Consider the following 26,267-nt stretch of genomic DNA (forward strand, 5'->3'; position numbering starts at 1 on the left):
ATGGATTTTTCAAGTTTGTTTATTAATATACTTGACCGTTCGTTTAATATTTTGCATTGAAAATATTGAGTTTAGGTTGGATGTTCTTCGATTAAATGCTGCTTGGGGCTTGTCAAGTCTGGCTGAATTTGGATACTCTGTTTCCAATTGGAAACAAACATTGTTACTACTTTAATTAAAGGTTTTCGTTATGAAACGTACTGCTCTATGTGATTTACATGTCGCTTCAGGCGCTAGGATGGTTGAATTTGCTGGTTATGAGATGCCAGTTCAATATCCGTTAGGTGTGATGAAAGAACATTTATGGGCTCGTGAAAACGCGGGGTTATTTGATGTGTCGCACATGGGGCAGGTAATGCTACGAGGTAAAAATGTAAAAGCTGCGCTTGAAGCTATTTTGCCTGTTGATGTAATTGGATTGCCTGAAGGTACACAGCGTTACGGTATGTTTACGACTGATAAGGGCGGTATTACGGACGACTTAATGTTCGCCAATTGGGGCGATGAAGTATTTATGGTTGTGAATGCTGGCTGTAAAGACCAAGACTTTGCTTATTTAAAAGCTACGTTGGTTGATTGTGATGTTGACGTTATAGAAGATAGGTCATTGCTAGCAATTCAAGGGCCAAAAGCGCGTGAAGTGTTTGCGCGTATGGTTCCTGATGCTTCCAGTATGACATTCATGCAAAGCTTGAAGCTAGAATGGCAGGGCGTGGAGCTATGGGTGAGTTGTTCTGGTTATACTGGTGAAGACGGTTACGAAGTTTCTGTGCCAAATGACAAAGCTGAAGTTTTTGCTAATGCTTTATTGGCGTTTGACGAGGTGGAGTGGATTGGTCTTGGTGCGCGTGACTCATTACGCCTAGAGGCTGGTTTGTGCTTGTATGGTCATGATATTGACGCGACAACAACACCAGTGGAGGCTTCTCTTAATTGGGCGATACAAAAAGTGCGTCGTTTAGATGGGGCGCGTGCTGGTGGCTTTCCGGGTGCTGATATTATTTTACCGCAATTTGTCAATAAACCAGCAAGAAAGCGTGTTGGTTTTCTAGTTGATGGTCGTGCCCCGGTTCGTGAAGGTGTGGAGATAGTGGATGCTTCTGGTGAGGTTAAAGGTGTTGTGACTAGTGGTGGTTTCTCTCCAACTCTTGCTAAGCCTATCGTGATGGCTTATGTGGCAGTCCAGGCGCTTGATGGCGGCGAAGATTTATTTGCTAGCGTTAGGGGTAAGAGTATTCCTTTGGCTCAGACGTCTATGCCGTTTGTACCTTCTCGATATTATCGAGGCTAATGTTTAGAGTGATTTTTTAGCCCGCTCATGAGTTTGGCGGGATTGCATAAAATGCGCTGCGTGAAGTTATTTTCTTTGCGTGGCGCATTTTTCTTTCTTATGTGATAATTCTTTGCTTTTGGAGTCTATACGTTGGCAAGTGTAACGCAGCTTGTTGAAGCCTTTAGCGCCTGTTTTCTCTCAAGTTTTAATACCCGCCTTGTAGGTGGTGCAGATGAACCCTTATATTTGCCTGCTGAGGTTGGCGCTCCGGCGACTATATATTTTCGCTTCGATTACTGCTCAAGTGCGCTACATGAAGTGAGCCATTGGTGTATTGCAGGCTCAGAAAGGCGTTTGCTGGAGGATTATGGTTATTGGTATGAATCCGATACGCGAGATTTGAAAACCCAGCAAGAGTTTGAGTGTGTCGAGGTTAAGCCTCAGGCTGTTGAGTGTGTTTTGCATTGGTCGGCAGGGCTGCCATTTCGTGTAAGTGTTGATAATTTGTCTATGCCTGATTATGACGCTAAGCACTTTGAACAAGCTGTAATGAAGCAGGTAGGTAGCTATATAGTTACTGGCTTGCCGAGAAGGGCTGAGGCTTTTTCAACCTATTTATTGGCACAACGCCATCCAGATTTAGTTTTTAGTGAGTTTTTAAAGCAACAGTATGAAAATTATTGCAGATGAGAATATGCCAAATGCGAAAGCTCTTTTTTCGCATTTGGGTGATGTGGAATTGGTAAATGGCCGGACAATAACAAACAACCAAATAAAAGACGCGGATGTGCTTTTGGTTCGTTCTGTGACGAAAGTGACGCGGGAGTTGCTTGAGGGTAGTTCTGTTTGTTTTGTGGGCAGCGCTACCATAGGTGTCGATCATATCGATCTAGATTATCTGGCTGAAGTGGGTATTGCATTTAGTAGTGCGCCCGGTTGCAACGCAGAAGCAGTCGCGGATTATGTGTTTAGTGGTTTGAGTCATCTTTATATGACAAAAAAACTTAGCTGGTTGAGTAAGAAAATCGGCGTGATTGGCTATGGTAATGTTGGTAAAGCTGTATATGACCGTTTTGCTGATTTAGGCTGTCATGTATGCATTCATGATCCTATTAAGGAAAAAGAGGGTGGTTCAGCGAACTTTGTTTCTTTGGATGAAATTCTTTGTTGTGATGTAATTTCTCTGCATGCGCCTTTAACAAACTCAGGCCCTTGTCCAACTATGGGGATGATCGGTAGCGAGGAGCTTGCTAGGGTGTCCGCTGGTGTTACTATTATTTCGGCTGGACGAGGTGGTGTTATTGAAGAAAATGCACTGCTTGAACGCTATAAGCAATTAGACGGTAATATTCATCTGGTGATAGATGTCTGGGATGCTGAGCCAGAAATTAACCAGAATCTTGTCTCTATTGTCGATATTGCCACACCACATATCGCGGGATACAGTAAGCAAGGTCGTGAAAAAGGTACCTGGATGGTTTATCAGGCTTTGTGTCGCCATTTAGGGCTAAATTCACACGTAATTAATAAAAAAGACGCTATTAGTTCAGGTTGGCTTTCTTTTATTGATGTTACTGCCGGTGTCTCGCAAGAAGAAATGCTGGCTCGAAGTGTGCAAGCAATTTATGATGTGGCTAGGGATGATGTTCGGTTGCGCTTTAAATACCGAGAAAATAAAGAAAGTAATGTTTTTGATTGGTTGAGAAAGCATTATGTAGAAAGAGATGAATTAAATACTTGTACTGTGCGTGCGAATAGTAATGGAGTCTCTAGTTTAATAGATGCCGTTGGTTTCTCGAGACAATAAATAATAAAGCTAAGGTAAAAGAATGGCTGGAGTTATGCAGGTTGATTTGGGGGATCTTGATGTACCTATAGGTACAAACGTTCAAATAGAATTTATTTCTCCTCCTGGTCGTTATATGGTGAAAGTTCTTGGAAATATTCCGGGCAGATCATTGATACTTTCTACACCTAAAATAAATGGTAAAAATATTTTGGTTAGAGATGGTCAGGTAGTAAATGCTCGACTAATGCTGAGTACTCACGTTTGTGCCTTTTCTAGTAAGGTGGCAAAAAGCTATTTGGAGCCGGCAGCGCATCTCCATATTGCTTACCCAGAATATGTTGAAACATCTGAAGTGCGTCAGGCGGTTCGTGTAGAGACTCGTTTGATTTCTAATTTAGAGCCAAACGGTTCTTCGTTGTCTATTTCAGATTCATCCTCTGCTGTGATTATTGATTTAAGTCTTGGTGGGGCTAAGCTGATCTCAAAAGAAGATTTTGGCTCTGTTAATCAAACAATGAAGCTTAACTGTAATATTAAAGTGGGCCCATATAATCACCTTTTAAAGCTAGATTGTGAAATCCGTTCTCAAGAAATTCAAATGTTAGAGCAAGTTCAAGCGAGCTTAGTAGATAATGATTTTCTAGCAAGAATGGGTGTGGAATATTTTTATGTTTACGGTGTGCGATTTGTTGATTCTGGGAAAGATGTAGGTATTCCGCTGATGGCGTTTATTTTCGAGACTCAGCGCAATAAATCTAAATGAATTTATATACTTTGAAAAAAACGCCAGCATTTTGCTGGCGTTTTTTGTTAAATATTAAAGTGCTTGTAGTGCTTTAATACGATCTTCAATAGGGGGGTGGCTAGAAAATAGCTGTCCCATTGTTGGTTTCTTGCCGCGGCGTATGCCGAAGGCAAGCATGGAGTCTGGCATGCGGCTTTCTTCGTGTTCTTGCTGCAAACGAGCAAGGGCTGCAATCATAGCGCCTTTGCCTGCTAATCGTGCGCCTGCTTCGTCTGCTCTGAACTCTCTGTAACGAGAGAACCACATAACAATGATAGAGGCTAAAACGCCAAAGATAATTTCAAATACAAAAGTGGCGATATAGTAGCCCCAGCCCACGGAGCCTTCGTTGTCGTTTCTGCGTAGGAATTGATCTACAGCGTAAGCTGCAATTCGAGCAAAAAACATTACGAAAGTGTTAACAACGCCCTGAATAAGAGACAGAGTAATCATGTCGCCATTGGCCACGTGACCAATCTCGTGACCAAGTACTGCTTTTATTTCATCAGGAGAGAATCTATCTAGCATGCCACTTGATACGGCGACTAAGGCATCGTTTTTGTTCCAGCCTGTTGCGAACGCGTTTGCTTCATGGGTTGGGAATATTGCCACTTCTGGCATTTTTATTCCTGCTTGGTGTGAAAGTGCTTTTACTGTATCAAGTAACCATGCTTCTTTGTGGTTGCTTGGTTGCTTAATAACAACAGCACCAGACCCTCGCTTTGCCATGAATTTTGACAGAAGAAGTGACACTAGACTGCCGGCAAAGCCAAACACACCGCAGAAAATAAGCAGCGAGGTGAAATCTAGGCCATTACTGGACATGTAACCATTAACGCCTAAAAGACTCAGAACGATCCCTGCAACCACCATGACTGCTAAGTTCGTCAGTAAAAACAGAATAATGCGCATTACTATGCTCCTTAAGAAACTGTTAAGGAGCATAGTAGGGTTTTATAGGATTATTTCAAGAGAGGAGTTAGCGCTTTCTTAATCGGCCTAAAAAAGCAGCGAATCTTTCCATAGCGGGAGCTAGTTCTTCAACATGTGGAAGAAATACGAACCTAACATGGTCGGGGGTTGGCCAGTTGAATCCTGTGCCCTGAACGATCAGCACCTTTTCTTCGCGTAAGAATTGCAAAACCAGGTCTATGTCATTTTTAATATCGTAGACTTTCGGGTCTAAACGAGGGAATAGATATAACGCCCCATCAGGTTTGTGGCAGTGGACCCCAGGAATTGAGTCCAATGCTTCCCATGCCACCTTGCGTTGTTCGTATAGGCGTCCGCCAGGTATGATTAGCTCATTGATGCTTTGGTAGCCTCCAAGTGCTGTCTGAACGGCGTGCTGGGCTGGAACGTTGGCGCATAAGCGCATAGAGCTGAGTATATCTAAGCCTTCTATATAGTCTTGAATGCCACTCCTGTCACCGGTTATAGCCATCCAGCCTGAACGAAAGCCTGCGGTGCGGTACACTTTCGAAAGTCCACCAAAGGTAATGCAGGGTGCGCGCCCTTCTGTGAGAGTGGCTGTTGGAATGTGCTTGGCTTCGTCATAAAGAATTTTGTCATAAATTTCGTCGGAGAAGATGAGTAAATTGTGTTCTTCGGCAAGATTGACTATGGATTCGAGTATGCCTTTTTCGTAGACAGCACCCGTTGGGTTATTTGGGTTAATAATAACAATCGCTTTGGTCTTGTTTGATATCTTAGAGCGAATGTCATCAACGTCTGGTTGCCATCCAGAACCTTCATCGCATAGGTAGTGTTTTACGTAGCCGCCTGAGAGCGTTGCTGCGGCTGTCCAAAGAGGGTAGTCGGGGGCAGGGATAAGTATTTCATCTCCATCATTAAGGAGGCCTTGCATAGCGAGAACAATTAGCTCACTAACGCCATTCCCCATCCATACATGATTAACATCAGCAGATTTGATGCCCATGGCTTGGTATTTTTGCATAACGGCTTTGCGGGCAGAAAAAAGACCTTTTGAATCGCAGTAGCCTTGCGATGTTGGCAAGTTACGAATGACGTCGACTAGAATTTCATCGGGAGCTTCAAAGCCGAACGGGGCAGGGTTGCCAATATTGAGCTTTAGAATCCTTTGACCTTCTTCTTCCATTCGAACGGCTTCTTTTAAAATTGGGCCGCGAATTTCATAGCATATATTAGCGAGTTTGTTGGATTTACGAATTTGCACCACATTATCCTTACTAAAGCTGTGTGGGAGGTGTGTCCACTTTACACCTAACTTATAGGTGATCAAGATAGGCAAAGAAAAAATTCATTATAAAATGATGAGGGGTCGAGAGGAATGAGCTAGAAAAACCAGCCACCTAATTCATAAGTAGAAAAGGAGGCTGGTTATTTTGCGGTTTATTTAAGTAGGGTGATAATGTTGGGGTCGCTTAATAGTCGATTCACAGTTTGGCTGGCAAGTGCATTCATATCATCTTGTACTGCCTGCTGATATGGCATTGTGCCGTACTCTCTTACTTTCTGGGAGCCATAATTTGCTTTATAGGTCTGCCCCTTTGCTGCGAGGGTGGCCTTTAGTTCAAATTCTAGAGTGGCAATGGTTTTTAAGGTCTCAACCTCAGTAGTGTAACTCATCTTACTGATTTCGATTTGTAGATCTGCAGCTGGCATGAGGCCTTGGTCAGGAGTGAAGCCAAGTTCACGCAATCCTTTAAGTACGCTTTCTTTTACACTTAACTTAATGTCATTCGTTGTAAATATGTCTGCTCGTTCATTAATGCCTGTTTTAATAGAGCCGATGGAATTGTTAAGTTGAGTATTGGTTGAAACGTTGATTACACGGTCGTTTGTCAGGCTTGCAGTTTGTACGTCAGCTTCTGGCGTTATGCTTATATAGTGGGTTGTGGAGCAACCAGCTAATAAAATTGTTGAAAGGGATAAGGTCAAAAAGAAGTGTTTATTCAGCATAAGAGCTCCGATCAGATTGATTTCTAAAGCGACTTTTTACCTAAGTCGCTTAAATTAATGAAAAAAACTGTTGATTTTAAGATTGGTAACAGTAATATACGCACCCGCTCACACAGCAAGATTATAACGTTGTCCCGTTCGTCTAGAGGCCTAGGACACTGCCCTTTCACGGCAGTAACAGGGGTTCGAACCCCCTACGGGACGCCAATCTTTTCACAAGGTTGTCTATATAGTCTACTTGTTTTTGTTGTTTGCTGAGAAGTGTTTGCGGGAATAGCTCAGTGGTAGAGCACAACCTTGCCAAGGTTGGGGTCGCGAGTTCGAGCCTCGTTTCCCGCTCCAGCATCGACGTTAGCGATAGCGTGATGTGTTATCAGTTTATTAAAACTGAATTGTGTCCCGTTCGTCTAGAGGCCTAGGACACTGCCCTTTCACGGCAGTAACAGGGGTTCGAACCCCCTACGGGACGCCACTATTTTACTATTGTTGAATAGTAATGTGATTGGCTAAGGCGGATCATAGATTAAATTACCCACTGCTTTATGCGAATAGAGAGTAGGGTAGTTGAAATGCGGGAATAGCTCAGTGGTAGAGCACAACCTTGCCAAGGTTGGGGTCGCGAGTTCGAGCCTCGTTTCCCGCTCCATTTCCTTTCGGGGGAATATAGTTATAGCACTATAAAAGCTAGAATGCGTCCCGTTCGTCTAGAGGCCTAGGACACTGCCCTTTCACGGCAGTAACAGGGGTTCGAACCCCCTACGGGACGCCACTATTTTATGTATCTGCGGGAATAGCTCAGTGGTAGAGCACAACCTTGCCAAGGTTGGGGTCGCGAGTTCGAGCCTCGTTTCCCGCTCCACTTTCTTTAAAGAGAAAGTTTATTTGTATGTCCCATTCGTCTAGAGGCCTAGGACACCGCCCTTTCACGGCGGTAACAGGGGTTCGAACCCCCTATGGGACGCCATCCTTTTTTGCGCTATCATAGCTAACCTTAATTTTTGAGTTTTTAGCCATGACTTGGTTCGTCAATTACAGATTAGACAATTCGGTTTCTGTTGCTGATCGTGGTTTGGCTTACGGTGATGGTGTTTTTGAAACCATTCGCGCGCTCCCTCACAGTTTGCTACAAACTGAAGATCATCTTTCTCGCCTTTTTCGTGGGCTATCCAAGCTTGCTATGCCTTTTTCCATCGACCAACAAAACACTCTGAAGAATTTTCTGAATTTTCAAGTTCTGCCTTTAATTAATGAAGAGTCTGTGGTGAAAATTATAGTGACCAGGGGTGAAGGTGGCCGAGGTTATTTGGCACCAGAAAATTGTATTCAGTCGATTGTTATCGGTATCCTACCTGCGCCCAATTATAAAGTTCATCAAGAAAAGGGGGTATCACTCTCTGTTTCGCCCGTACCTGTTAGCTCCAACCGTTTTTTGGCGGGGATTAAGCATTTAAACCGTCTTGAGAATGTGATTGCGAAGCGGTTTTTAATGCCCTTTGATTTTGAGGCCATAATGTTGAATGCTGATAAAGAGTTGGTTGAGTGCATTCAGAGTAATCTTTTTTGGTATAAACAAGGTGTTTTATATACGCCATCGCTTGAAAAAACGGGTGTTCAAGGTACTTATCGAAAAGCCATTATTGAGCAGCAAGCTGAGTACATTGTTCAAGTCGGGCGCTATTTGCTGAGTGATCTTATGGCAGCAGATGAAGTTTTTATCACTAACAGTTTGATGGGGATTGTACCTGTTGTTGGTGTAACAGGTATGTCTTTTCCTATAGGGTGTCATACCCGAAAATTACAAATTTTAATGCAAGCTAAGGATATGCATGGCACTCATTAAATGGTTTTATCGCGTTGCTTTTTTGTCTATTACTCTATTGGCTGTTCTGGCTGGCTATCTTTATTATTCTATTACTGATTCGGTGACGATAGAGGATGACGAAATATTCGTAGTGCAGGCTGGTGATTCTTCTTACAGCCTGGGCAATAGCTTGAGTGATAAGGGGTTGATTGCTAACCCTTATTTAACACGGGTGGTGGCTAAGCTTCATCCAGAATGGGTGCCTAAAGTAGGCAAGTACGCTATTAAGCCTGACATGAATTTACTTGATATCATGATATTGTTCGATTCAGGCGAGTCTATATTTTATTCGATTACTCTTTTAGAAGGTAAAACGACAAAAGAATTTTTGCTCGCGATGCAGGCAAAAGGCAATATTACTATGACATTGCTTGATGCTTCAGATGAAGAAATTGCTGAAAAGCTTGGCCTCAATGTAGATCATCCTGAAGGGCAATTTTTTGCAAATACATATCGTTATCATGATGGTGATACAGACGTTAGTATACTGAGGCACGCTCATACATTAATGACGCAGACGTTGGCTGAATTATGGGCGAAAAAAGCAGAAAATTTACCCTATAAGACGCCGTATGAGGCTCTTATTATGGCATCTATTATTGAGAAAGAAACAGGCGTTCCTTATGAGCGTCCACTTATTGCTCAGGTCTTTATAAGTCGACTTGAAAAGGGGATGCGACTGCAAACAGATCCGACGGTTATTTATGGCCTTGGTGACAAGTTTAAAGGCAATTTAACCCGTAAAGGCTTACAAGATTTATCTCCTTATAATACGTATCGAATTTACGGTTTACCACCATCACCTATTGCGAATGTTGGCAGAGAGGCGGTTGAAGCGGCACTTAATCCTGAGCAGACAAAGGCTTTGTACTTTGTGGCTAAAGGGGATGGTACGCATGCTTTTTCTAATACATTAAGAGAGCATAACCGCGCAGTAAGGGAATATCAGTATAAGCGCCGAGAAGATTATCGGTCGACCCCAGAAGTTACGAAATAGAGAGGGTAGTGCATGAGAGGTAAGTTTATTTCGCTAGAAGGGGGAGAAGGTAGTGGTAAGACCACTGCAATCCAATTTATTCGTCAATGGCTCGATGATAATTGTATCCCTTATACAATGACTCGAGAGCCTGGCGGAACACCACTTGCGGAAGAGATACGCGAGCTTATACTGAGTCCTCGCGATGAAGCGGTAAACGATGTTACAGAGCTGCTTTTGGTTTTTGCTGCAAGGGCTCAACATTTAGCTGAAAAAATTCAGCCGGCTTTAGAAAATGGTACCTGGGTGATCAGTGATCGTTTCTTGGATTCCAGCTACGTATATCAAGGTAAAGCACGAGGTGGCGATGTTGCTATGCTTGATCAACTTGCGTCGTGGGTTGTAGGCAATAATAAACCTGATGCTACTTTGCTGTTGGATGTTCCTGTCGAATTGGGTCAAGAACGCGTTGTTCAGCGTCAGCATCAAGATCGCTTAGATAAAGAGTCTTTAGCTTTCCATCAAAAAGTTAGGGACGGTTTTCTTGAGCGAGCAACAGTTGATCCTGAAAGGGTTAGAGTCGTCGATGCTAGTCAATCACTAGACTCGGTTAAGCAACAAATAGAAGAGCAGCTTGTTAAACTTAATAGCTCTTGGGCTGGTGATTCCTAAATGTCCACTATTGCTGACTGGTTGATGCCGTGTTTAAGACAGGTCCAAGTATTGAGACAGGCCAATAGCCTTTCTCATGCTTTATTAATTACTGGTGCTAATGGTGTTGGGCAAGAAGAGCTTGCTCATGAAATGGTAAAAGATCTGATGTGCGAAAGTGATCAGGCGGCGGCATGCGGGCATTGTCATTCTTGTCAGCTGATGCGTGCCGATACTCATCCAGATTTTCGCGTTTTGGATGGACAGGCCGCAACAATCAAAGTCGATCAAGTTCGATTACTGGTTCGTCAAATTAGCCAAAAACCTCAAGTCGGTCAAAATAAAGTAGTATTAATTACTCATGCTCAGGCAATGAATATTAATGCGGCGAACGCTGTGCTTAAAGCACTTGAAGAGCCAGCTGATCGAACTTACTTTGTTCTTACCAGTTCACAATCAACCAGTTTGTTGCCTACCATTCGTAGTCGTTGCCTTTTAGTGAATGTGCCGACCCCAAATGAGGCTGAGGTAAGGCAATGGTTGATGAAGCAAGCTGATGGTGATGCTTTAAGTTCATTATTCTGGTTAACGACTCAGCCTTTTCGTTTACTGGCGGTTCAGAAGCAAGGGAAAGCGCAATTATACGCCTCGCTGCCAGATCAATTGACTGATCTATTGCGCGGATCGGCCTCAGTCAGTGCAATATTGAAGGGGTTGGATAATAGTAATATTGAAGATTACTGCAATGGCTTGGCTGCGATTCTACATCAATGTATTTGCCATTCGACTGGCGCTCCGATTGATTCTGCATTACAAGCAATATATGACACGCTCATTGCTCGCTTGGGTATTCAAACGCTTATGTTACGTTATCAATCATTGCAAAAATTAAAGTCAGACCTTCAAAAGACGAATTTAAACCCCATTATGCAACTCACACACGAATTGAATCAGTGGTAAACCAACTATGTTAATTGATACCCATTGCCATCTTGATATGCTTGATCTGGCACCACACAACAACGACATAAACTCTGTCATCGATGCAGCGTACCAGAAGGGGGTTAGGCAACTGCTGACTATTTCAGTTGACCTAAATAAAATGGATACTGTACTTGGTTTCACCCAGCGAGAAGGGGTTTATGCAAGTTGTGGAGTTCATCCATTACAGAATAAGGGCCTCGTTACAGATGAGGAGCTTTTGCGTAAGTACGCTGCAGACCCTAAAGTCGTTGCTATTGGTGAAACGGGTCTAGATTATTTTTATGAAGCTTCAACAGAGGCGCGTGAAGCGCAGAAAATAAGTTTTATGCACCACCTTAAAGCAGCAGGTGATTTAGGTCTTCCAGTCATCGTTCATACCAGAAATGCGAAAGAGGACACCTTGTCCTTGATAAGGCAATATGGCAATCGTGAAAGCGCTGGTGTGCTGCATTGCTTCACGGAAGATTACGATATGGCGAAAGCCGCATTGGATGAGAACTACCTGATTTCCATATCTGGGATTGTTACTTTCAAAACAGCCCAGGACTTGAAAGAAACTGTACGAAAGTTGCCCTTAGAATCATTAATTATTGAAACAGATTCGCCATACCTTGCGCCAGTTCCTTATCGAGGTAGGAAAAATGAGCCTCAATACGTGTCTGAAGTGGCGCAATATGTTGCCGATTTAAAAGGAATTAGATACGAGGCTTTATTAGAAGCCACAGCGCAAAACTTTCATCGCGTATTTTCAAAAGCAACCCCTCAAAACCAGCTTCAGCTTGGTTCTCGTTAGTTTTAAAGTGCTTTAATTACGATGCAGGTGAGAAGGATATTTTATTCCATCATATAGGCGAAGTGGAATCAGAGTGTTAGTCTCAAGCTACTGTATTTACATAACATATTCGAAAGAAGAGCCTTCTTCTTTCGCAAGCCTATCTTAATAGGGCTTGTAACACACAAGGAAACCCATTGATGTCCAGTATGGTTACCTCTCTACCTCACCAAGCACTTGCAGCGAAAGTGCCAAATGATCACCTCGCTTTTAAAACGTTAAATGATATTGAGCCTCTAAGTGGTATTTTAGGTCAGGAGCGTGCAGTTGAAGCCATTCAGTTTGGTGTCGCAATGCAACGTCCTGGTTACAACATTTTTGCCATGGGGGACTCTGGAACAGGCCGCTCTTCGTATGTATTAAATTACTTGAAAAGTGAAGCTAAACGCCGCCCAGCACCTAATGAATGGGCCTACATCAATAATTTTACTGAAAGTCATCGACCAAAAGCACTTGAATTTTCTCCTGGTCAAGCGTCTGAGTTTGAAAAAGAGATTCGTTCATTAATTGACGGCCTCATGGTTACCTTCCCTGCCGCTTTTGAGAACCCATCTTATCAACAGCAGAAAAGCATTATTGATAGAGCATTTAACGATCAATATGAAGCCGCTATTAACAAAGTTGAGCGTATTTCCGGAAAGATAGGCGTTGCCATGTTTCGCGATGCGTCCTCTGTAAGTTTTGCTCCTATGAAAGATGGTAAAGCGCTAGAGGAAAATGAATTCGCAGCGTTGACTGATGACGAGCGGGATGCCTTTCAGGAAGGTGTGTCCACTTTGGAAGGTTTGTTGAATGAAGAGCTATTGGGTTTGCCACAATGGAAACGTGCAACCTACGAACAAATTCGTCAGTTAAATCTAGATACTGTCAAAGAAGCGCTGGATCCATTAATGTCTGGCTTGTTCGAAAAATATGAAAGTAATGAAGATATTACGGCACACCTCCATGCGTTGCGTGAGGATCTAGATAAAACCATCATTGATCAAATGGCTGATGATAAAGCGTCTGAAAACCGAGACGAAATTGGTCGTCGTCAGTTTTATGAGGAGCTGTATTTACCAAATATTGCGATGACTCATAAACCCAATGGTGGTCAGCCAGTTGTGTATGAGCCGCACCCAACCTACCGCAATCTATTTGGTCAAGTAGAACACAGTAGCGACCAAGGTATGCTAGTAACGAACTATCGTTTGATTCGCTCTGGTAGTTTGCATGCTGCTAATGGCGGGTACTTAATCTTAGACGCTGAAAAGTTGTTAACGGACCATTATCTTTGGGAAGCCTTAAAACGCGCACTTAAAAGTAAAACGATTAAGATTGAGCACCCTTATGCTGATATGGGGTTGATGAATACCATGACTTTGTCTCCGCAGGATTTGCCTTTGCAGGTGAAGGTTGTGTTGATTGGCGCCCGTGATATTTATTACTTGTTGCAAGATGCTGACCCTGATTTTCAAGAAATGTTTCGTGTTCTAGTGGATTTTGATGACACGCTAAAACGCTCTAAAGAATCTGAGCTGTCTTTTGCTCGCCTCATGAAAGACAGAGTGGACAAAGAAGAATACGCTAATGTAACCAGAGACGGTGTTGCCGCTTTAATCGAATACAGTAGTCGTTTGGCTGAGCATCAGCGTGAGATGGCAGCAAAGATTGGCGATGTATTTGAATTATTGGGTGAAGCGGATTTTGTTCGTCAGATGGCCAAAGACACAGAGATTACTGCTGAACACATCGCACGTGCTTTAAAAGCCAAAAAGCACAGAACAGGCCGAGTTAGTGAAAAAATTATTGAAGAGATCATTGAGGGTACTGTATTGCTAGAAAGCGATGGGTATGCGGTTGGTAAGATTAATGGCTTAACAGTAATGCAGATAGGTGATAGCAGTTTTGGTGCGCCAGCTCGAATTTCTACAACGGTTTATCCTGGTGGAAAGGGAATCATTGATATTGAGAGAGAGTCCAACCTAGGTCAAAACATCCACTCTAAAGGTGTGTTGATATTATCTGGTTATCTTGGCAACAAATACGCTCAGCGCTTCCCGCTGGATATTTCGGCTTCTATTGCGATGGAGCAGAGTTATGGCTATATAGATGGTGACAGTGCTTCTACTGCGGAGCTTTGCTGTTTGTTATCTGCGCTGATTCAGGTGCCGCTTCGTCAAGATCTTGCTATAACAGGCTCATTAAACCAGTATGGTGAAATTCAAGCTATCGGTGGTGTGAATGAAAAAATCGAAGGCTTTTTTAATGTTTGTAAGGCTCGTGAGCTTACGGGTGCGCAAGGGGTTATTATTCCAAAATCCAACGCTATTAACTTAATGTTAAGCGATGAGATTGTTGACGCGGTTAAGGCTGGGATGTTCCATATTTATGCTGTATCAACAGCGGATGAAGCCTTGCATTTACTGACGGGAATTGAACCTGGTGTCGCGAATGAGGAGGGTGAGTACCCCGAAGGCAGTGTGTCGGCCAAAGTTATTGAGCGACTTGAAGAAATTTCTAAGCTTGGTGAAGAAGAGGACGACGACGAGGAGGATGGCTCCGAGGAAGAATCTACAGGCGATAAAAAATTAAATAAAACGAAAGACGTAGAAAAAGAAAAGAAATAAGTAAGGCGGACAAGAAATTATTGAACCAACGGCAGATTAGTGTTTGCCGTTGGTTCTTTTTATGACTTGTGCTGTGCATTTAGAGTTAACCAAAGTATATACTGTATAAAAAAGGTCGTCCGTTTTTACATAGCTGGCGACCTCTTTCCTTTTGCTGGGTAAGTGTTTTTTTAAAACCAAAGCGGGTTTAAAGGTTTTCCCATCAATGTAATCCTGAGCCAGTTTATCAGCCGCTAATTTCGCATCAAAGTCACTGCATTCTGCTAGAGTAAAGCTGCTTATCGAGAAAGCTGCTATTATCAGCAATAGATATTTAACCTTTAAAATAATGAACTCCTATACTATTTGGTGTCGAATTGTTGAACGATACACATCAAAACGCTTTTGTGCCATTCGATGTAGGTGCAATCAAAAAAGAAGGTTGCTGTTTACAATATTTTGGATGTTATTTTTAGCAAGCATGTTATTTTAAATACAGTGTTTAGCCAATTAAACTAAGTCATTTTCTTAAGAAATTAGGAACTTTAAAGGGTGTAATTATGAAAAAAAGTCTTTTTGCCGCTGCGATTATGTCTATGGTTTGTTCGTCTACCGTATTTGCTCATGGTTCATGTGATACAGAATTACATGGCTACATGATAAACATCAAAGATGAAATGCGTGCAATGTCATCTGATGTAAAAGCGGGAGACAGCCAATCTGCAGTAGGGCATGTTGAAGCCCTTATTACATATTTTGAGAAATCACGAAGCGAGGTTCCTCATAAATTCAATCATGATGGTTTGAAAGGTGAAGAGTTAAAGATTCAAACTGCTGAGTACCAAAAAGTCGTTGATAGTACAATCACCATACTGAAAGACCTAGAAGGTGCTTTGCAATCTGGTGACTCCTCCAAGGTTAGAGAATTATTTGGTGCAATTGGAGAGCAAAGAAACTTAGGCCACAGTTCTTTTAAAGATTGCTAATACTGTTGGATGACCTAGCGTGAATTCACTGTTACAATGCGCGCGATAAAGAGAGGATATTATGGCTCGTGTTAAAAAATCGCGCAGTATGCGTGGGAAACTTGGAAAAACTGGTTCAAAAGAGATGATGAAAGAGCAAAATAAAGCTCGTAAGTCTTCCTCAACTCGCCGTTATGTAACAAAGAAATCCAAGGAGCGCAAAGAACAAGCGCACAAAAAACTTGATCGTTTAGGTTTGCTACCAGAAAAAGAAACTGGGGCGGCACCTGTACGTCCACGTCGTTTTGTTTTTGTTAAGCCTGCTGATGAAAAAGCAGAGCAGGCAGAAGCATTGGAACAGACTGCTAATGTCGATACAGATAGTGAAGATCTGTCATTAGACGAATTGCTATCAGCCTTTAATGAGAAAAAATAAGCTCATAAAGAGAAGCAAAAAATTAATATGTGAAGGTAAAATAAAAAAGGCTGCAGATGCAGCCTTTTTTTATGTTAAAAAAACACCGTAAAATAAAAATTTATTAAGTTCATTTGTGAAATAAGGTGATGTGTGTGAAAGCTTCTGTTCCTATGTCGAGTGTTCGTTATCTTTTGAAGGCTGTTGAAGGTCAAGGGTTAGATCGCCAAGCAGTACTAGACAGCTTAGAAATAACGCAAGATGAGATAGAGCAGAGTGACACTTTTCCAGCATATCGATATGGCATGTTATATCAGAAAATCATGTGGCTCATGCAAGATGAGTCTTTCGGTATGTTAAGTGGCGGTAAGGTTCCGAACGGCACTTTTAGGATGATGTGTCTTTGCATTATACATGCACGAAGTCTTGCTCATGCTTTATATCGCTGTAGCGATTTTTATGAAATTTGTCGTGGTCCAACCGTCAAGCCTGTTCTGATTAAGAAAGGTCGCTTTGCAATGGTGACTTTTGCGCCCTTGGACTCATCTGAAGGCAATATCGATGAGCTGGTCGTACCAGAATCAAAAGAGCAGTTAAGAACCACCTTGTCTATGTGGCATCATTTTATTTGTTGGTTAATAGGGCGACGATTAAATTTAAAGGCGGCTTACTTTACTAGTGAGCGCCCAGATGATGTTGAATACTATAAAACATTATTTCAGTCTGAAGTGAAGTTTAACCAACACGCTAATGCGTTGGTTTTTCCTGCCAGCTATCTTGATATGCCCATAGTACAAACAGAAGACAGTTTGAGAGGCTTTTTAAAAACAGCTCCCTATCAATTGTTAGTCATGGTAGAAAATGACAACAGTCTCAAATCACAAGTGATGGCGATGTTGGGAAAAGACTTTTCTCGCGAAATGCCAAGTGCTGATGAAGTGGCAAGTGCGCTCAATATGAGTGTGTCCACTTTACGTCGACGTCTGAATGATGAAAAGACTTCCTACCAAAACATCAAAGATGATTGTCGAAAAGAAGCCGCGATCACTTATATGAATGCGCCACAGCTAAGTATTAATGATATTGCTGCATTAATGGGATTTGATGAGCCAAGTGCATTTTTCCGTTCGTTTAAAAAGTGGACTGGTATGACGCCGGGCGAATATCGAAAAAGTGAGGAATACCTGAAATTCGGTAAAGCGATGAAACGCCTATAAAATAGGCCGTTAACACAATCAAATTTACTTGATGAATGTTTTTGTTAGAAATATAGGTCTGAATTGTTATTGAGAGATTGGCTTTATTTTTTCATTCTATAGGTATAAATCCGCTCGGATAACTAACCGGAGAATAAAAAATGAGCGAATACCTATACCCAATCAATGACATCTTATTCAGCTTACGTTCCGTTGCTAAAACTGACCGCCTTACACCTTATATAGATGACGCTGTTGATGGCGATCTTTTAGACGCTATTCTTGGTGAAGCTGGTAAATTAGCGGAGCAAGTTATTTCGCCTATAAATGCTAGTGGAGACAAAGAAGGCTCTCGTGTTGAGAATGGCGAGGTTATCGAGGCAAAAGGCTTTAAAGAGGCTTTTAAGGCTTATTCAGAAGGAGGTTGGATAGGGTTGTCTGGTGACCCTAAATACGGTGGCCAAGGCCTACCTTCTTATGTTGCAACGGCTGTCAACGAAGGAGTTCAAGCTGCTAACCTAGCCTTTTCTTTGTGTCCTTTATTAAGTCTTGGTGCAATTGAAGCCATTAGCTTGCATGCGAGTGACGAGTTAAAGGATCTTTACCTTCCTAAAATGTTGGCTGGCGAGTGGGCCGGTACCATGAACCTTACCGAACCTAACGCAGGTTCTGATCTTGCTGCTATCGCGTGTAAAGCTATACCTGACAGAGATGCATTTCGAATCAAAGGTCAGAAAATATTTATAACCTGGGGCGACCACCAAATGACCGATAACATCATTCATTTGGTGTTAGCTCGTTTGCCAAATGCACCTGAAGGTGTAAAAGGTATTTCTTTATTCATTGTGCCAAAATTCCTGTTAGATGATCAGGGTGAGCCTGGTCAACGCAATGATGTTCAAGTTGTTTCTGTAGAGCATAAAATGGGCATTCATGCTTCTCCAACTTGTGTCATGAGTTTTGGTGATAAGGAAGGTGCTGTTGGCTATCTAGTAGGGCAAGAGAATCAAGGTATTAAAGCCATGTTCACCATGATGAACAACGCTAGACAAGGTGTAGGTTTACAAGGCTTAGCCATATCTGAACGAGCATACCAACAAGCATTAGCCTATGCTCTGGAGCGCAAACAAGGAATGAACGCGGATAGAACAGAGCGTGTCGCTATCATTGAGCACCCAGATGTGCTTCGTATGTTAATGACGATGAAGTCGCAGATTGATGCGATGCGTTCGCTTATTTATGTAGCAGCGGTTGAGAATGATATGTCGCATTTTGCTAGTGGAGAAGATCAGAAGCTCGCCATTGCAAGAACGGCTCTTTATACACCGATTGTTAAAGGGTGGATTACTGAACAGGCTCAAGAAATTACTTCCTTAGCAATTCAAGTGCATGGAGGTATGGGTTTTATTGAAGAAACAGGCGTTGCTCAGCACGCTCGTGATGCTCGGATTTTACCGATTTATGAAGGCACGAATGGAATACAGGCGATCGATTTGATTGGCCGTAAACTACATTCCGACAAAGGGGCTGCCATGATGTCTTTGTTGGCAGATATTGAAGCAGAAGTGGTTGAATGGCAAAAATCTAATGTCAGTGATTATGCTGAAAAGGTCAGACTCGTATTAGAGCAAGCAAAAGCAGCTACGCAAACCTGTTTGACTGAAATGGAAAAGAACCCTGTTATAGGAACCGGCTTAGCGTATTCTTATATGATGCTCATGGGGTATTTGATTGGTGCTTGGCTGCAAGTCAGAGCATTATATGCAGCACAGAATGATAGCAAACTTGATAAAGAGCAAAGAGACTCTTGGGAGCATTCAGCTGCATTTTACTGTGATCATGTATTGCCACGCGCTTTTGGGTGCAGTCACTCAATAATGTTTGGAATTTCAACAGTTGACAAACTAAACAGAAATGCTTTCAATCGATAAAAAGCATTTGATGTTTATAAAGAATGCCCTAAAAATAAAAATGTATCCGTATAGGGAGACAAAACATGTCAGATAGAGAAGTAATGGAATTTGATGTTTTGATCGTTGGTGGTGGGCCTGCTGGGCTATCTGCTGCTTGTCGAATTATGCAAAAAGCACAAGCTGAAGAAAAAGAGATTAGTGTCTGTTTGGTTGAGAAAGGCTCTGAAATAGGAGCACATATTTTATCAGGTGCTGTTGTTGATCCAAAAGCCTTAAACGAACTTTTCCCCGAGTGGCAAGAAATGGGTGCGCCACTACATACTAAAGTTAGTGTGGACGAATTACATTGGCTTGGTTCCGATAGTGCCTCGAAAAAATTCGGTAATTGGATGATTCCAAAAACACTTCATAACGACGGAAATTATATTATTAGCCTAGGTAACTTTTGTCGTTGGCTTGCTGAGCAAGCTGAATCATTAGGTGTTGAGGTTTTCCCCGGTTTCTCTGCCGCTCAGGTTGCCTACGATGATGAGGGTAATGTTGAAGGGGTGATCACCGGAGATATGGGCTTAGCAGAGGATGGTTCAGAAAAAGACGGCTATATGCCAGGAATGATACTTAAAGCTAAGTACACTATTTTTTCAGAAGGCTGTCGTGGGCATCTTGGCAAAGAGCTTCTTGAACGCTTCGATTTAGATAAAGACAAAGCACCTCAGCATTATGGACTTGGTATTAAAGAGTTATGGGATGTTCCAGAAGGTCAAAGTAAACCTGGTACTGTAATTCATACCGCTGGGTGGCCGTTAGGTAATGAAGCTGGCGGTGGTGGTTTTTTGTATCACCTTGAAAACAATCAAGTGGTTGTAGGATTAATTGTCGATCTGAATTACAAGAACCCTTATCTAAGTCCTTACGATGAATTCCAAAAATATAAGCATCACCCTGTTATTGCAGAGCATTTAAAAGATGCAAAACGTGTTTCTTATGGTGCTAGGGCGATTGCCAAAGGTGGTTGGGCATCTTTACCTAAGATGAGCTTCCCTGGTGGTTTAGTTATTGGTTGTGATGCGGGTACGTTAAATCCTGCGAAGATCAAAGGTACTCATACTGCGATGAAGAGCGGTATGCTAGCAGCAGAAAGTGTTTATGTTGCATTGCAGTTAGAAACTCCACCAGCAGATTTAGAGCAATTTAATGATGTGCTGCAAAGCTCTTGGCTAGGAAAAGAGTTACAGCAAGCGCGTAACTTTGTCCCTGTGATGCATAAATTTGGCACTTTCTGGGGTGGCGCATATAACTGGTTGGACCAAAACATTTTTGCTGGTGGGTTGCCACTTACGTTTAAGGATATGATTCCTGATTATGCTTGTATGGAACTAGCTGAGAAGCATGTGGCACCTGAGTATAAAAAGCCAGATGGATTATTAAGCTTTGATAAATTATCTTCTGTGTTCTTGTCGAATACTAACCATGAAGAAAATCAACCATGTCACCTGAAATTAAAAGATGCTGCTATTCCAATACAAAGTAACCTGCCTAAATATAGTGAGCCCGCTCAACGGTATTGTCCGGCAGGGGTGTATGAGGTAGTAGAGTCTAATGGTGAATCTATTTTCCAGATTAACTCACAGAACTGCGTTCATTGTAAAACCTGTGATATTAAAGACCCAGCACAAAATATCACTTGGGTGACACCTGAGGGTTCTGGTGGTCCGAACTACCCAAATATGTAGTATTTCAAAGGGTTTGCGCAAACGGATCACTTATATGTGCTCCGTTTGTTCTTATTCACTACTGGATTTCATATTTCGACTGATCAATAATAGTGCCCTACAAAAAGGGGAATTCTATGCGCTTGTGGGTCGACGCCGACGCCTGTCCTAATGTTATTAAAACCATTCTTTTCCGTGCCGCTGAGCGAGTTGAAATTCCTTGTATCTTAGTGGCTAATCAAGCCATATCCATTCCGCCATCAAAATGGATAGAACGCCGCGTAGTTAGTTCTGGCTTTGATGTTGCCGATAATTACATCGTTGACAATATCAATATTCACGATTTAGTGATCACTGCAGATATTCCTTTGGCATCTGAAGTTATTGAAAAGGGTGCGTTAGCCATAAATCCTCGTGGTGAACTTTATACCAAAGAAAACATAAAGCAGCGTTTAGGAATGCGAGATTTTATGGAGCAGATGCGTTCATCTGGTGTGCAAATGGGCGGACCAGCAACCTTTAATCAACAAGATAGAATGGCGTTTGCAAATACATTGGATAAGCTGTTAGCCCAAAGAGTGAAATAAAAACTGCTTGGAAAGTCTCATTGAATAATTTGGAAAGGGTTTTGATGATTGCTTTCAAAATTATTTAACGTTTATAGGTGATTTTGTATGAAGAAAATCGTAGTTGTTGGTGGTGGCGCTGGTGGCTTGGAGTTAGTAACCAAGTTAGGGCATGCCTTTGGGAAAAAACGTCAAGCTGATGTTGTGCTCATTGACCGAAGCCAGACGCATATTTGGAAGCCTCTTTTGCATGAAGTTGCGACAGGATCATTAGATATAAATAGCGATGGTTTAAATTATCGAGCGCACGCGGCCAAGCATCACTACCAGTTTCAGTTAGGTACCTTGATGGGAGTCGACCCTGAAGCTAGAACGCTAAGATTGGATTCTTTGTCTGATGACATGGGGCATGTTGTCCTACCAGAACGTACCATCTCTTATGACGTTCTGATTATGGCTGTGGGCAGTGTCAGTAATGATTTTGGCACGCCAGGGGTTTCTGATCATTGCTACTTCCTCGACTCTCACAAACAAGCTGAACGTTTCCAGCAAGCCTTATTGAATCAATTCTTGCGTGTTCATCAAGAAGGCTCAGACGCTAAACTCAAACTCGCCATTGTTGGTGGTGGGGCAACAGGTGTTGAATTATCTGCGGAGTTGTTTCATGTCGCGGATATGCTAAAAGCGTATGGTATGCCTGAAATGTCTGGTAAACGGGTTCAAGTGCAATTAATTGAAGCTGGGCAACGAATTCTTCCAGCTCTGCCTGATCGCATTGCGTCATTAGCAACTAAAGAGCTGGTTCGTCTTGGCGTTACGGTTAGTCAAAACACTCGAGTAGTGCGTGCTTATGACGGTGGGTTTCAAACCGCCGATGAAGGAAGTATTGAAGCTGATCTAATGATATGGGCTGCAGGTGTTAAGGCGCCAGATTTTGTAGCCGATATAGAAGGTTTTGAGACGACACGTAACAACCAAATATTGGTTAAAGGGACATTGCAAACAACAAACTTTGACAACATTTATGTGATTGGAGATTGCTGCGCCTGCAAGCAGCCCGATGGGTCTTTTGTGCCGCCTAGAGCGCAGTCGGCTCACCAAATGGCAGCGTTGGTTTTTAATAATATTAAGGCATCTTTTTTGAGTGAACCATTAAAAGAATATACTTATAAGGACTATGGGTCTTTGGTGAACTTGAGTAGTTACAGTACTGTGGGAAGTCTTATGGGGAATTTAATGGGCGGCTCAATGTTTATTGAAGGTCGCCTTGCTCGTTTCGTTTATGTTTCTTTATACAGACTTCACCTGATCGCAATACATGGCTGGATTAAAGCAACAGTCATTATGGCTGCACAAAAAATAGGTAAAGTCGTTAAGCCTAAGCTGAAACTACACTAATATATTTAACAATTTTTCCGTTAAAAAAACCGAGCCTTTTTTGAGCTCGGTTTTTTTTTGCTCAACATTTTCGCACGCAAATTATTATAAAGTTGACCTATGTGCTACCCATAGGTTTTACACTGGGGTTATTGTTTCAAAAAATAAAGGCTAAGGAGTCCCTATGCGAGTGAGTGAACTGGCTAAAAAAAGCAAGGTAACGGCTGAGACTGTGCGTCACTACACTAGGCTTGGACTGATTAGTGCAGATCGTGATCCAAATAATGGTTATCAAATATTCGATAAAGTGGCTTTGCAGCGATTGAACTTTATTCGCCAAGCCAGTGAATTGGGTTTTAGCTTGAAGCAGATCGAAGAGATTTTTCAGCATTCCGATAGTGGGGACTCTCCTTGCCCAATGGTTCGAGATTTGTTGGAAAAGAAAGTTCCAGAAACCAAATCAAAAATAGCCCAGCTGCAGGCTCATTTAATCAAGATGGAGGACGCTCTAGCTGCGTGGGAGAACATGCCAAATGGTGCGCCTGATGGTCATTCCATCTGCTGTTTGATTGAAGATTGGGAAGATGTCAAGTAAGACGATTAAGCGCGCTACTAAGAGGAAGGTTGAAATGACACAAACAGATTCAAAAATAGCTGATCAAAATGCAGTGCTTACATTGAAGGTTACTGGAATGTCTTGCCAAGGCTGCGTATCGAAAGTGCGCAAGCTTATCCAAGAGAAAAGCCCAGAAGCAATCATCGAAGGTATGCCGAAAGAGCATAAACTAGCTGTTACGTCGGATTTAGATTTGGCAACTATTGAAGCCATCGTTCAGGAGGCTGGTTATCATTCCGTGGGGTTGTTTAGTTTTGATGAGCTAGCTCATTCAAATAGCAGGAAAGGAGTCGACACAGACAAAGAGCTTATAGGTAAACAGCAGGGCAGCTCCGATAAAGTAGACGACTCTGTTAACTATCAATTTTCTATTGGTGGGATGACCTGTGCCGGTTGTGTTAATACAGTACAAAAGGCGTTGTTGAATTCTGAGGGCGTTATTTCCGCAGACGTTAATTTCGCAAGCCATACAGCACAAGTCGTCACTAAAGGTTCTTCGGATGCATTAATCAAAGCAGTGGAGAATTCAGGCTATCACGCAAACCTTATCCTTGATGCTGAAAAAAATGAAGAAGAGCGAGGCGAAAGGGAGCTTGCTGAGTATCGCTATAAACGTAGATCATCGGCGCTGGGTTTAGGTCTAGGGGTCCCCTTGATGCTATATGGTTTGTTGGGCGGAAGTATGATGGTGAGCTCGCTCACTGATAGGGTTGTTTGGTTTGTTGTTGGTGTTGCGTCACTGTTGATTATGGTAAGTGCCGGTAAGCATTATTTTCGTGGCGCCTGGAAAGCCTTTATTAGCCATCAGGCTAATATGGATTTATTAATCGCGTTAGGCACTGGTAGTGCTTGGTTATACTCAATGTTAGTTGTGCTTGCGCCTATGACTTGGTTGCCTGATAACACTCGTCACTTATATTTTGAAGCTGCAGTTATGATCATTGGTTTAATCAATCTTGGTCAAGCATTAGAGTTGAGAGCGCGTCGTAAAACGAGCCAAGCCTTGCATCGGCTTTTAGACTTACGTCCTAAAATGGCCACTCTGGTAGATGGTGATACCGAATCTCTTATAAATGTGTCAGATATCAAAGTAAATGACATTTTGCGGGTTCGCTCTGGTGACAAAATTCCTGTTGATGGCGAAGTCATAGAGGGTCTTTCGACAGTAAATGAATCCATGCTGACAGGTGAAGCAGCGCCAATAGAAAAGAGTTCTGGGAGCTTGTTATCCGCTGGTACCGTAAACGGACAAGGCAGCTTACTATTTAAAGCAACCCGAGTTGGATCTGAGACCTTACTGGCTCAGATTATAACCATGGTGGGAAAGGCGCAAAACTCAAAACCACCGATTAGTGTGTTAGCCGACAAAGTGTCATCTATTTTTGTGCCAAGCGTGGTCATTATCGCTATTATGACAGCACTTGCTTGGTTTAACCTTTCTATATTTGATGTGGGCAATGACTCTGTCTTTTCCTACATGTTGGTAACAACCATTTCAGTACTGATAATTGCTTGCCCATGTGCTTTGGGGTTAGCAACACCTATTTCTACAATGATAGGGATAGGTAAAGCTGCAGAATATGGTGGCCTTATTCGTAACGGTGAAGCCTTACAAAGAGCAAGTGAATTGACTGTTGTGGTGCTGGATAAGACGGGCACTATTACAGAAGGCAAACCAAAAGTCGTAAATGAAACATTAAGTGAGCAAGCTCATAAAGGTTTTGTGGCTCAGGTAGTTTCATCTTTAGAGGCGCGAGCCAACCATCCTTTGGCGGATGCTTTATCGGAGTATTGTCAGGCGGATGCTGCAGAAAAAGAAAGCGTTGCCCTGGATGAGTTTGAATCATTGGTTGGCTTAGGTGTGAAAGGGCGTATTGAAGGAAAGACTTATTATCTTGGTAATGAGCGTCTGATGAAAGAAAAGGGGGTTTCTCTAGATTTAAATACTCCTGATCGGCAATACAATACGGCAACCCGTGTCTATCTTTCTGATGATACTGCGTTATTGGCTGTTTTCTATGTTGAAGACTCCATTAAACAAGGCGTTAAAACAGCTATTTCGAACTTCAAAGAACAGGGTTTAAAAGTCGTTATGTTGACTGGGGATAACCCAGAAACAGCCGCTTCAGTAGCCAATACAGTTGGTATTGAAGATTATCATGCGCAACTGATGCCAGACGATAAGTTGAACTGGGTTAAGAAGCTTCAAGCCCAAGGCGAAGTGGTTGGAATGATTGGTGATGGCATCAACGATGCTCCTGCTTTAGCTCAGGCCGATGTGGGCTTTGCGATGGGGGCAGGAACCGATGTTGCTATGGAAAGCGCTGATATCACTTTGATACATAATGACTTAAATGGTGTCGCTGATGTTATTCAAATAAGTTCAGCTACATTAAGGAATATTAAGCAGAACTTATGGGGGGCATTTACCTATAACAGTTTAGGTATTCCTATTGCTGCGGGGATTTTATTTCCGTTTACTGGATGGTTATTAAGTCCTGTTATTGCTGGCGCCGCAATGGCTTTATCATCAGTCACTGTCGTCACCAATGCTAATAGACTTAGATTGTTCCGTATTTCTCGTTCAAATCAAAACAGTGCTGAGGAGGACAAATGAGCATGATCATTAATATGATAGGTTTTTTGCTAATTATGTTTGTTGTTTACTGGTTTTGGTGGCCACGCCATCATAAATAAGCCCAGTAACTATCATTAAGGAAACTTTTCAATAAGCAATCATGCTGCAAGTGTTGTAAAATATTTACGTGGATTAATAAGCTAAGAGTGCAAGCTCTTGGCTTATTTTGTTTTTAACTCTACGCCATT

At 42.3% G+C, this 26,267-nt stretch carries 22 protein-coding genes and 7 tRNA genes; 26 read left to right on the forward strand and 3 right to left on the reverse strand.

What is annotated here, in order from left to right:
* The first annotated feature begins 190 nt into the window (after positions 1-190).
* The 4 genes from gcvT (at position 191) to DFP77_RS11910 (ending at position 3,825) form a co-directional block, all read left to right on the forward strand.
* A complete protein-coding gene (gcvT, locus tag DFP77_RS11895) occupies positions 191-1,291 on the forward strand; it encodes a glycine cleavage system aminomethyltransferase GcvT (RefSeq protein ID WP_114412509.1) in 1,101 nt (366 codons plus the stop codon).
* 132 nt (positions 1,292-1,423) lie between these two features.
* A complete protein-coding gene (locus tag DFP77_RS11900; RefSeq protein ID WP_114412510.1) occupies positions 1,424-1,963 on the forward strand; it encodes an elongation factor P hydroxylase in 540 nt (179 codons plus the stop codon).
* A complete protein-coding gene (locus DFP77_RS11905) occupies positions 1,944-3,080 on the forward strand; it encodes a 4-phosphoerythronate dehydrogenase (protein ID WP_114412511.1) in 1,137 nt (378 codons plus the stop codon). The genes DFP77_RS11900 and DFP77_RS11905 overlap by 20 nt, the downstream gene beginning before the upstream one ends.
* 22 nt (positions 3,081-3,102) lie before the next feature.
* The gene (locus DFP77_RS11910) at positions 3,103-3,825 is read left to right on the forward strand and encodes a flagellar brake protein (RefSeq protein WP_114412512.1); all 723 of its coding nucleotides are present in this window, start codon (positions 3,103-3,105) and stop codon (positions 3,823-3,825) included.
* A 54-nt stretch (positions 3,826-3,879) separates the two neighbouring features.
* Here DFP77_RS11910 and htpX read toward each other — a convergent pair whose 3' ends face one another.
* From htpX to DFP77_RS11925, 3 genes are all read right to left on the reverse strand, one after another.
* Positions 3,880-4,758 carry a protease HtpX gene (gene htpX, locus DFP77_RS11915; RefSeq protein WP_114412513.1) on the reverse strand — a complete coding sequence of 293 codons (879 nt, stop codon included), beginning with the start codon at positions 4,756-4,758 and terminating at the stop codon, positions 3,880-3,882.
* A gap of 67 nt (positions 4,759-4,825) precedes the next feature.
* Positions 4,826-6,043: a pyridoxal phosphate-dependent aminotransferase gene (locus tag DFP77_RS11920; protein ID WP_114412514.1), complete on the reverse strand. Its 1,218-nt coding sequence runs from the start codon at positions 6,041-6,043 to the stop codon at positions 4,826-4,828.
* Between the two features lie 176 nt (positions 6,044-6,219).
* Positions 6,220-6,789, reverse strand: coding sequence for a YajG family lipoprotein (locus tag DFP77_RS11925; RefSeq protein ID WP_114412515.1), 570 nt, complete (start codon positions 6,787-6,789; stop codon positions 6,220-6,222).
* A 131-nt stretch (positions 6,790-6,920) separates the two neighbouring features.
* On the opposite strand from DFP77_RS11925, the gene DFP77_RS11930 reads away from it, so the two are divergent.
* The 22 genes from DFP77_RS11930 (at position 6,921) to DFP77_RS12040 (ending at position 26,058) form a co-directional block, all read left to right on the forward strand.
* A tRNA-Glu gene (locus tag DFP77_RS11930) sits at positions 6,921-6,996 on the forward strand.
* 60 nt (positions 6,997-7,056) lie between these two features.
* Positions 7,057-7,131 (forward strand) — tRNA-Gly (locus DFP77_RS11935).
* Positions 7,132-7,185: 54 nt separating this feature from the next.
* Positions 7,186-7,261: transfer RNA gene (locus DFP77_RS11940), tRNA-Glu, on the forward strand.
* A 99-nt stretch (positions 7,262-7,360) separates the two neighbouring features.
* Positions 7,361-7,435 (forward strand) — tRNA-Gly (locus tag DFP77_RS11945).
* A 47-nt stretch (positions 7,436-7,482) separates the two neighbouring features.
* A tRNA-Glu gene (locus tag DFP77_RS11950) sits at positions 7,483-7,558 on the forward strand.
* Positions 7,559-7,573: 15 nt separating this feature from the next.
* A tRNA-Gly gene (locus DFP77_RS11955) sits at positions 7,574-7,648 on the forward strand.
* A 29-nt stretch (positions 7,649-7,677) separates the two neighbouring features.
* Positions 7,678-7,753, forward strand: a tRNA-Glu gene (locus tag DFP77_RS11960).
* Between the two features lie 48 nt (positions 7,754-7,801).
* Complete coding sequence (gene pabC, locus DFP77_RS11965; protein WP_114412516.1) at positions 7,802-8,629, forward strand: aminodeoxychorismate lyase; 828 nt, start codon at positions 7,802-7,804, stop codon at positions 8,627-8,629.
* Complete coding sequence (mltG, locus tag DFP77_RS11970) at positions 8,616-9,647, forward strand: endolytic transglycosylase MltG (RefSeq protein WP_114412517.1); 1,032 nt, start codon at positions 8,616-8,618, stop codon at positions 9,645-9,647. The genes pabC and mltG overlap by 14 nt, the downstream gene beginning before the upstream one ends.
* A 12-nt stretch (positions 9,648-9,659) precedes the next feature.
* Entirely contained in the window at positions 9,660-10,298 is a 639-nt protein-coding gene (gene tmk / locus DFP77_RS11975) for a dTMP kinase (RefSeq protein ID WP_114412518.1), read from the forward strand.
* Positions 10,299-11,237, forward strand: a complete 939-nt coding sequence (holB, locus tag DFP77_RS11980; RefSeq protein ID WP_114412519.1) for a DNA polymerase III subunit delta' — start codon at positions 10,299-10,301, stop codon at positions 11,235-11,237.
* 7 nt (positions 11,238-11,244) lie between these two features.
* Entirely contained in the window at positions 11,245-12,054 is an 810-nt protein-coding gene (locus tag DFP77_RS11985; RefSeq protein ID WP_114412520.1) for a TatD family hydrolase, read from the forward strand.
* A gap of 179 nt (positions 12,055-12,233) precedes the next feature.
* Entirely contained in the window at positions 12,234-14,702 is a 2,469-nt protein-coding gene (locus DFP77_RS11990) for a Lon protease family protein (protein WP_114412521.1), read from the forward strand.
* Positions 14,703-15,241: 539 nt separating this feature from the next.
* Complete coding sequence (locus tag DFP77_RS12000; protein ID WP_114412523.1) at positions 15,242-15,667, forward strand: cytochrome b562; 426 nt, start codon at positions 15,242-15,244, stop codon at positions 15,665-15,667.
* 61 nt (positions 15,668-15,728) lie between these two features.
* Positions 15,729-16,082 (forward strand): hypothetical protein, encoded by a 354-nt coding sequence (locus DFP77_RS12005; protein ID WP_114412524.1) that lies wholly within the window; start codon positions 15,729-15,731, stop codon positions 16,080-16,082.
* Positions 16,083-16,210: 128 nt separating this feature from the next.
* Positions 16,211-17,278 carry an AraC family transcriptional regulator gene (locus tag DFP77_RS12010; protein WP_181858547.1) on the forward strand — a complete coding sequence of 356 codons (1,068 nt, stop codon included), beginning with the start codon at positions 16,211-16,213 and terminating at the stop codon, positions 17,276-17,278.
* A gap of 140 nt (positions 17,279-17,418) precedes the next feature.
* Entirely contained in the window at positions 17,419-19,188 is a 1,770-nt protein-coding gene (locus DFP77_RS12015; protein WP_114412526.1) for an acyl-CoA dehydrogenase family protein, read from the forward strand.
* A gap of 65 nt (positions 19,189-19,253) precedes the next feature.
* The gene (locus DFP77_RS12020) at positions 19,254-20,903 is read left to right on the forward strand and encodes an electron transfer flavoprotein-ubiquinone oxidoreductase (RefSeq protein WP_114412527.1); all 1,650 of its coding nucleotides are present in this window, start codon (positions 19,254-19,256) and stop codon (positions 20,901-20,903) included.
* A gap of 116 nt (positions 20,904-21,019) precedes the next feature.
* Positions 21,020-21,469: a YaiI/YqxD family protein gene (locus DFP77_RS12025; protein WP_114412528.1), complete on the forward strand. Its 450-nt coding sequence runs from the start codon at positions 21,020-21,022 to the stop codon at positions 21,467-21,469.
* 87 nt (positions 21,470-21,556) lie between these two features.
* The gene (locus tag DFP77_RS12030; RefSeq protein ID WP_114412529.1) at positions 21,557-22,846 is read left to right on the forward strand and encodes an NAD(P)/FAD-dependent oxidoreductase; all 1,290 of its coding nucleotides are present in this window, start codon (positions 21,557-21,559) and stop codon (positions 22,844-22,846) included.
* 163 nt (positions 22,847-23,009) lie between these two features.
* A complete protein-coding gene (locus DFP77_RS12035) occupies positions 23,010-23,420 on the forward strand; it encodes a MerR family transcriptional regulator (protein ID WP_114412530.1) in 411 nt (136 codons plus the stop codon).
* Positions 23,421-23,454: 34 nt separating this feature from the next.
* Positions 23,455-26,058, forward strand: coding sequence for a heavy metal translocating P-type ATPase (locus tag DFP77_RS12040; RefSeq protein WP_114412531.1), 2,604 nt, complete (start codon positions 23,455-23,457; stop codon positions 26,056-26,058).
* Positions 26,059-26,267: the final 209 nt, after the last annotated feature.

This window comes from Marinomonas foliarum, assembly GCF_003337275.1.
Taxonomy (GTDB): Bacteria; Pseudomonadota; Gammaproteobacteria; order Pseudomonadales; family Marinomonadaceae; genus Marinomonas; species Marinomonas foliarum.

Excerpts from the sequence above, each read along its gene's own strand:
- DFP77_RS11905 (WP_114412511.1), top strand. The coding sequence starts at position 1,944 with ATGAAAATTATTGCAGATGAGAATATGCCAAATGCGAAAGCTCTTTTT.
- DFP77_RS12020 (WP_114412527.1), top strand. The coding sequence starts at position 19,254 with ATGTCAGATAGAGAAGTAATGGAATTTGATGTTTTGATCGTTGGTGGT.
- DFP77_RS12030 (WP_114412529.1), top strand. The coding sequence starts at position 21,557 with ATGAAGAAAATCGTAGTTGTTGGTGGTGGCGCTGGTGGCTTGGAGTTA.
- tmk (WP_114412518.1), top strand. The coding sequence starts at position 9,660 with ATGAGAGGTAAGTTTATTTCGCTAGAAGGGGGAGAAGGTAGTGGTAAG.
- DFP77_RS12010 (WP_181858547.1), top strand. The coding sequence starts at position 16,211 with ATGTGTGTGAAAGCTTCTGTTCCTATGTCGAGTGTTCGTTATCTTTTG.
- DFP77_RS11985 (WP_114412520.1), top strand. The coding sequence starts at position 11,245 with ATGTTAATTGATACCCATTGCCATCTTGATATGCTTGATCTGGCACCA.
- pabC (WP_114412516.1), top strand. The coding sequence starts at position 7,802 with ATGACTTGGTTCGTCAATTACAGATTAGACAATTCGGTTTCTGTTGCT.
- htpX (WP_114412513.1), bottom strand. The coding sequence starts at position 4,758 with ATGCGCATTATTCTGTTTTTACTGACGAACTTAGCAGTCATGGTGGTT.
- DFP77_RS12000 (WP_114412523.1), top strand. The coding sequence starts at position 15,242 with ATGAAAAAAAGTCTTTTTGCCGCTGCGATTATGTCTATGGTTTGTTCG.
- DFP77_RS12040 (WP_114412531.1), top strand. The coding sequence starts at position 23,455 with ATGACACAAACAGATTCAAAAATAGCTGATCAAAATGCAGTGCTTACA.
- DFP77_RS11925 (WP_114412515.1), bottom strand. The coding sequence starts at position 6,789 with ATGCTGAATAAACACTTCTTTTTGACCTTATCCCTTTCAACAATTTTA.
- holB (WP_114412519.1), top strand. The coding sequence starts at position 10,299 with ATGTCCACTATTGCTGACTGGTTGATGCCGTGTTTAAGACAGGTCCAA.
- DFP77_RS11910 (WP_114412512.1), top strand. The coding sequence starts at position 3,103 with ATGGCTGGAGTTATGCAGGTTGATTTGGGGGATCTTGATGTACCTATA.
- mltG (WP_114412517.1), top strand. The coding sequence starts at position 8,616 with ATGGCACTCATTAAATGGTTTTATCGCGTTGCTTTTTTGTCTATTACT.
- DFP77_RS11990 (WP_114412521.1), top strand. The coding sequence starts at position 12,234 with ATGTCCAGTATGGTTACCTCTCTACCTCACCAAGCACTTGCAGCGAAA.
- DFP77_RS12035 (WP_114412530.1), top strand. The coding sequence starts at position 23,010 with ATGCGAGTGAGTGAACTGGCTAAAAAAAGCAAGGTAACGGCTGAGACT.
- DFP77_RS12025 (WP_114412528.1), top strand. The coding sequence starts at position 21,020 with ATGCGCTTGTGGGTCGACGCCGACGCCTGTCCTAATGTTATTAAAACC.
- DFP77_RS12005 (WP_114412524.1), top strand. The coding sequence starts at position 15,729 with ATGGCTCGTGTTAAAAAATCGCGCAGTATGCGTGGGAAACTTGGAAAA.
- gcvT (WP_114412509.1), top strand. The coding sequence starts at position 191 with ATGAAACGTACTGCTCTATGTGATTTACATGTCGCTTCAGGCGCTAGG.
- DFP77_RS12015 (WP_114412526.1), top strand. The coding sequence starts at position 17,419 with ATGAGCGAATACCTATACCCAATCAATGACATCTTATTCAGCTTACGT.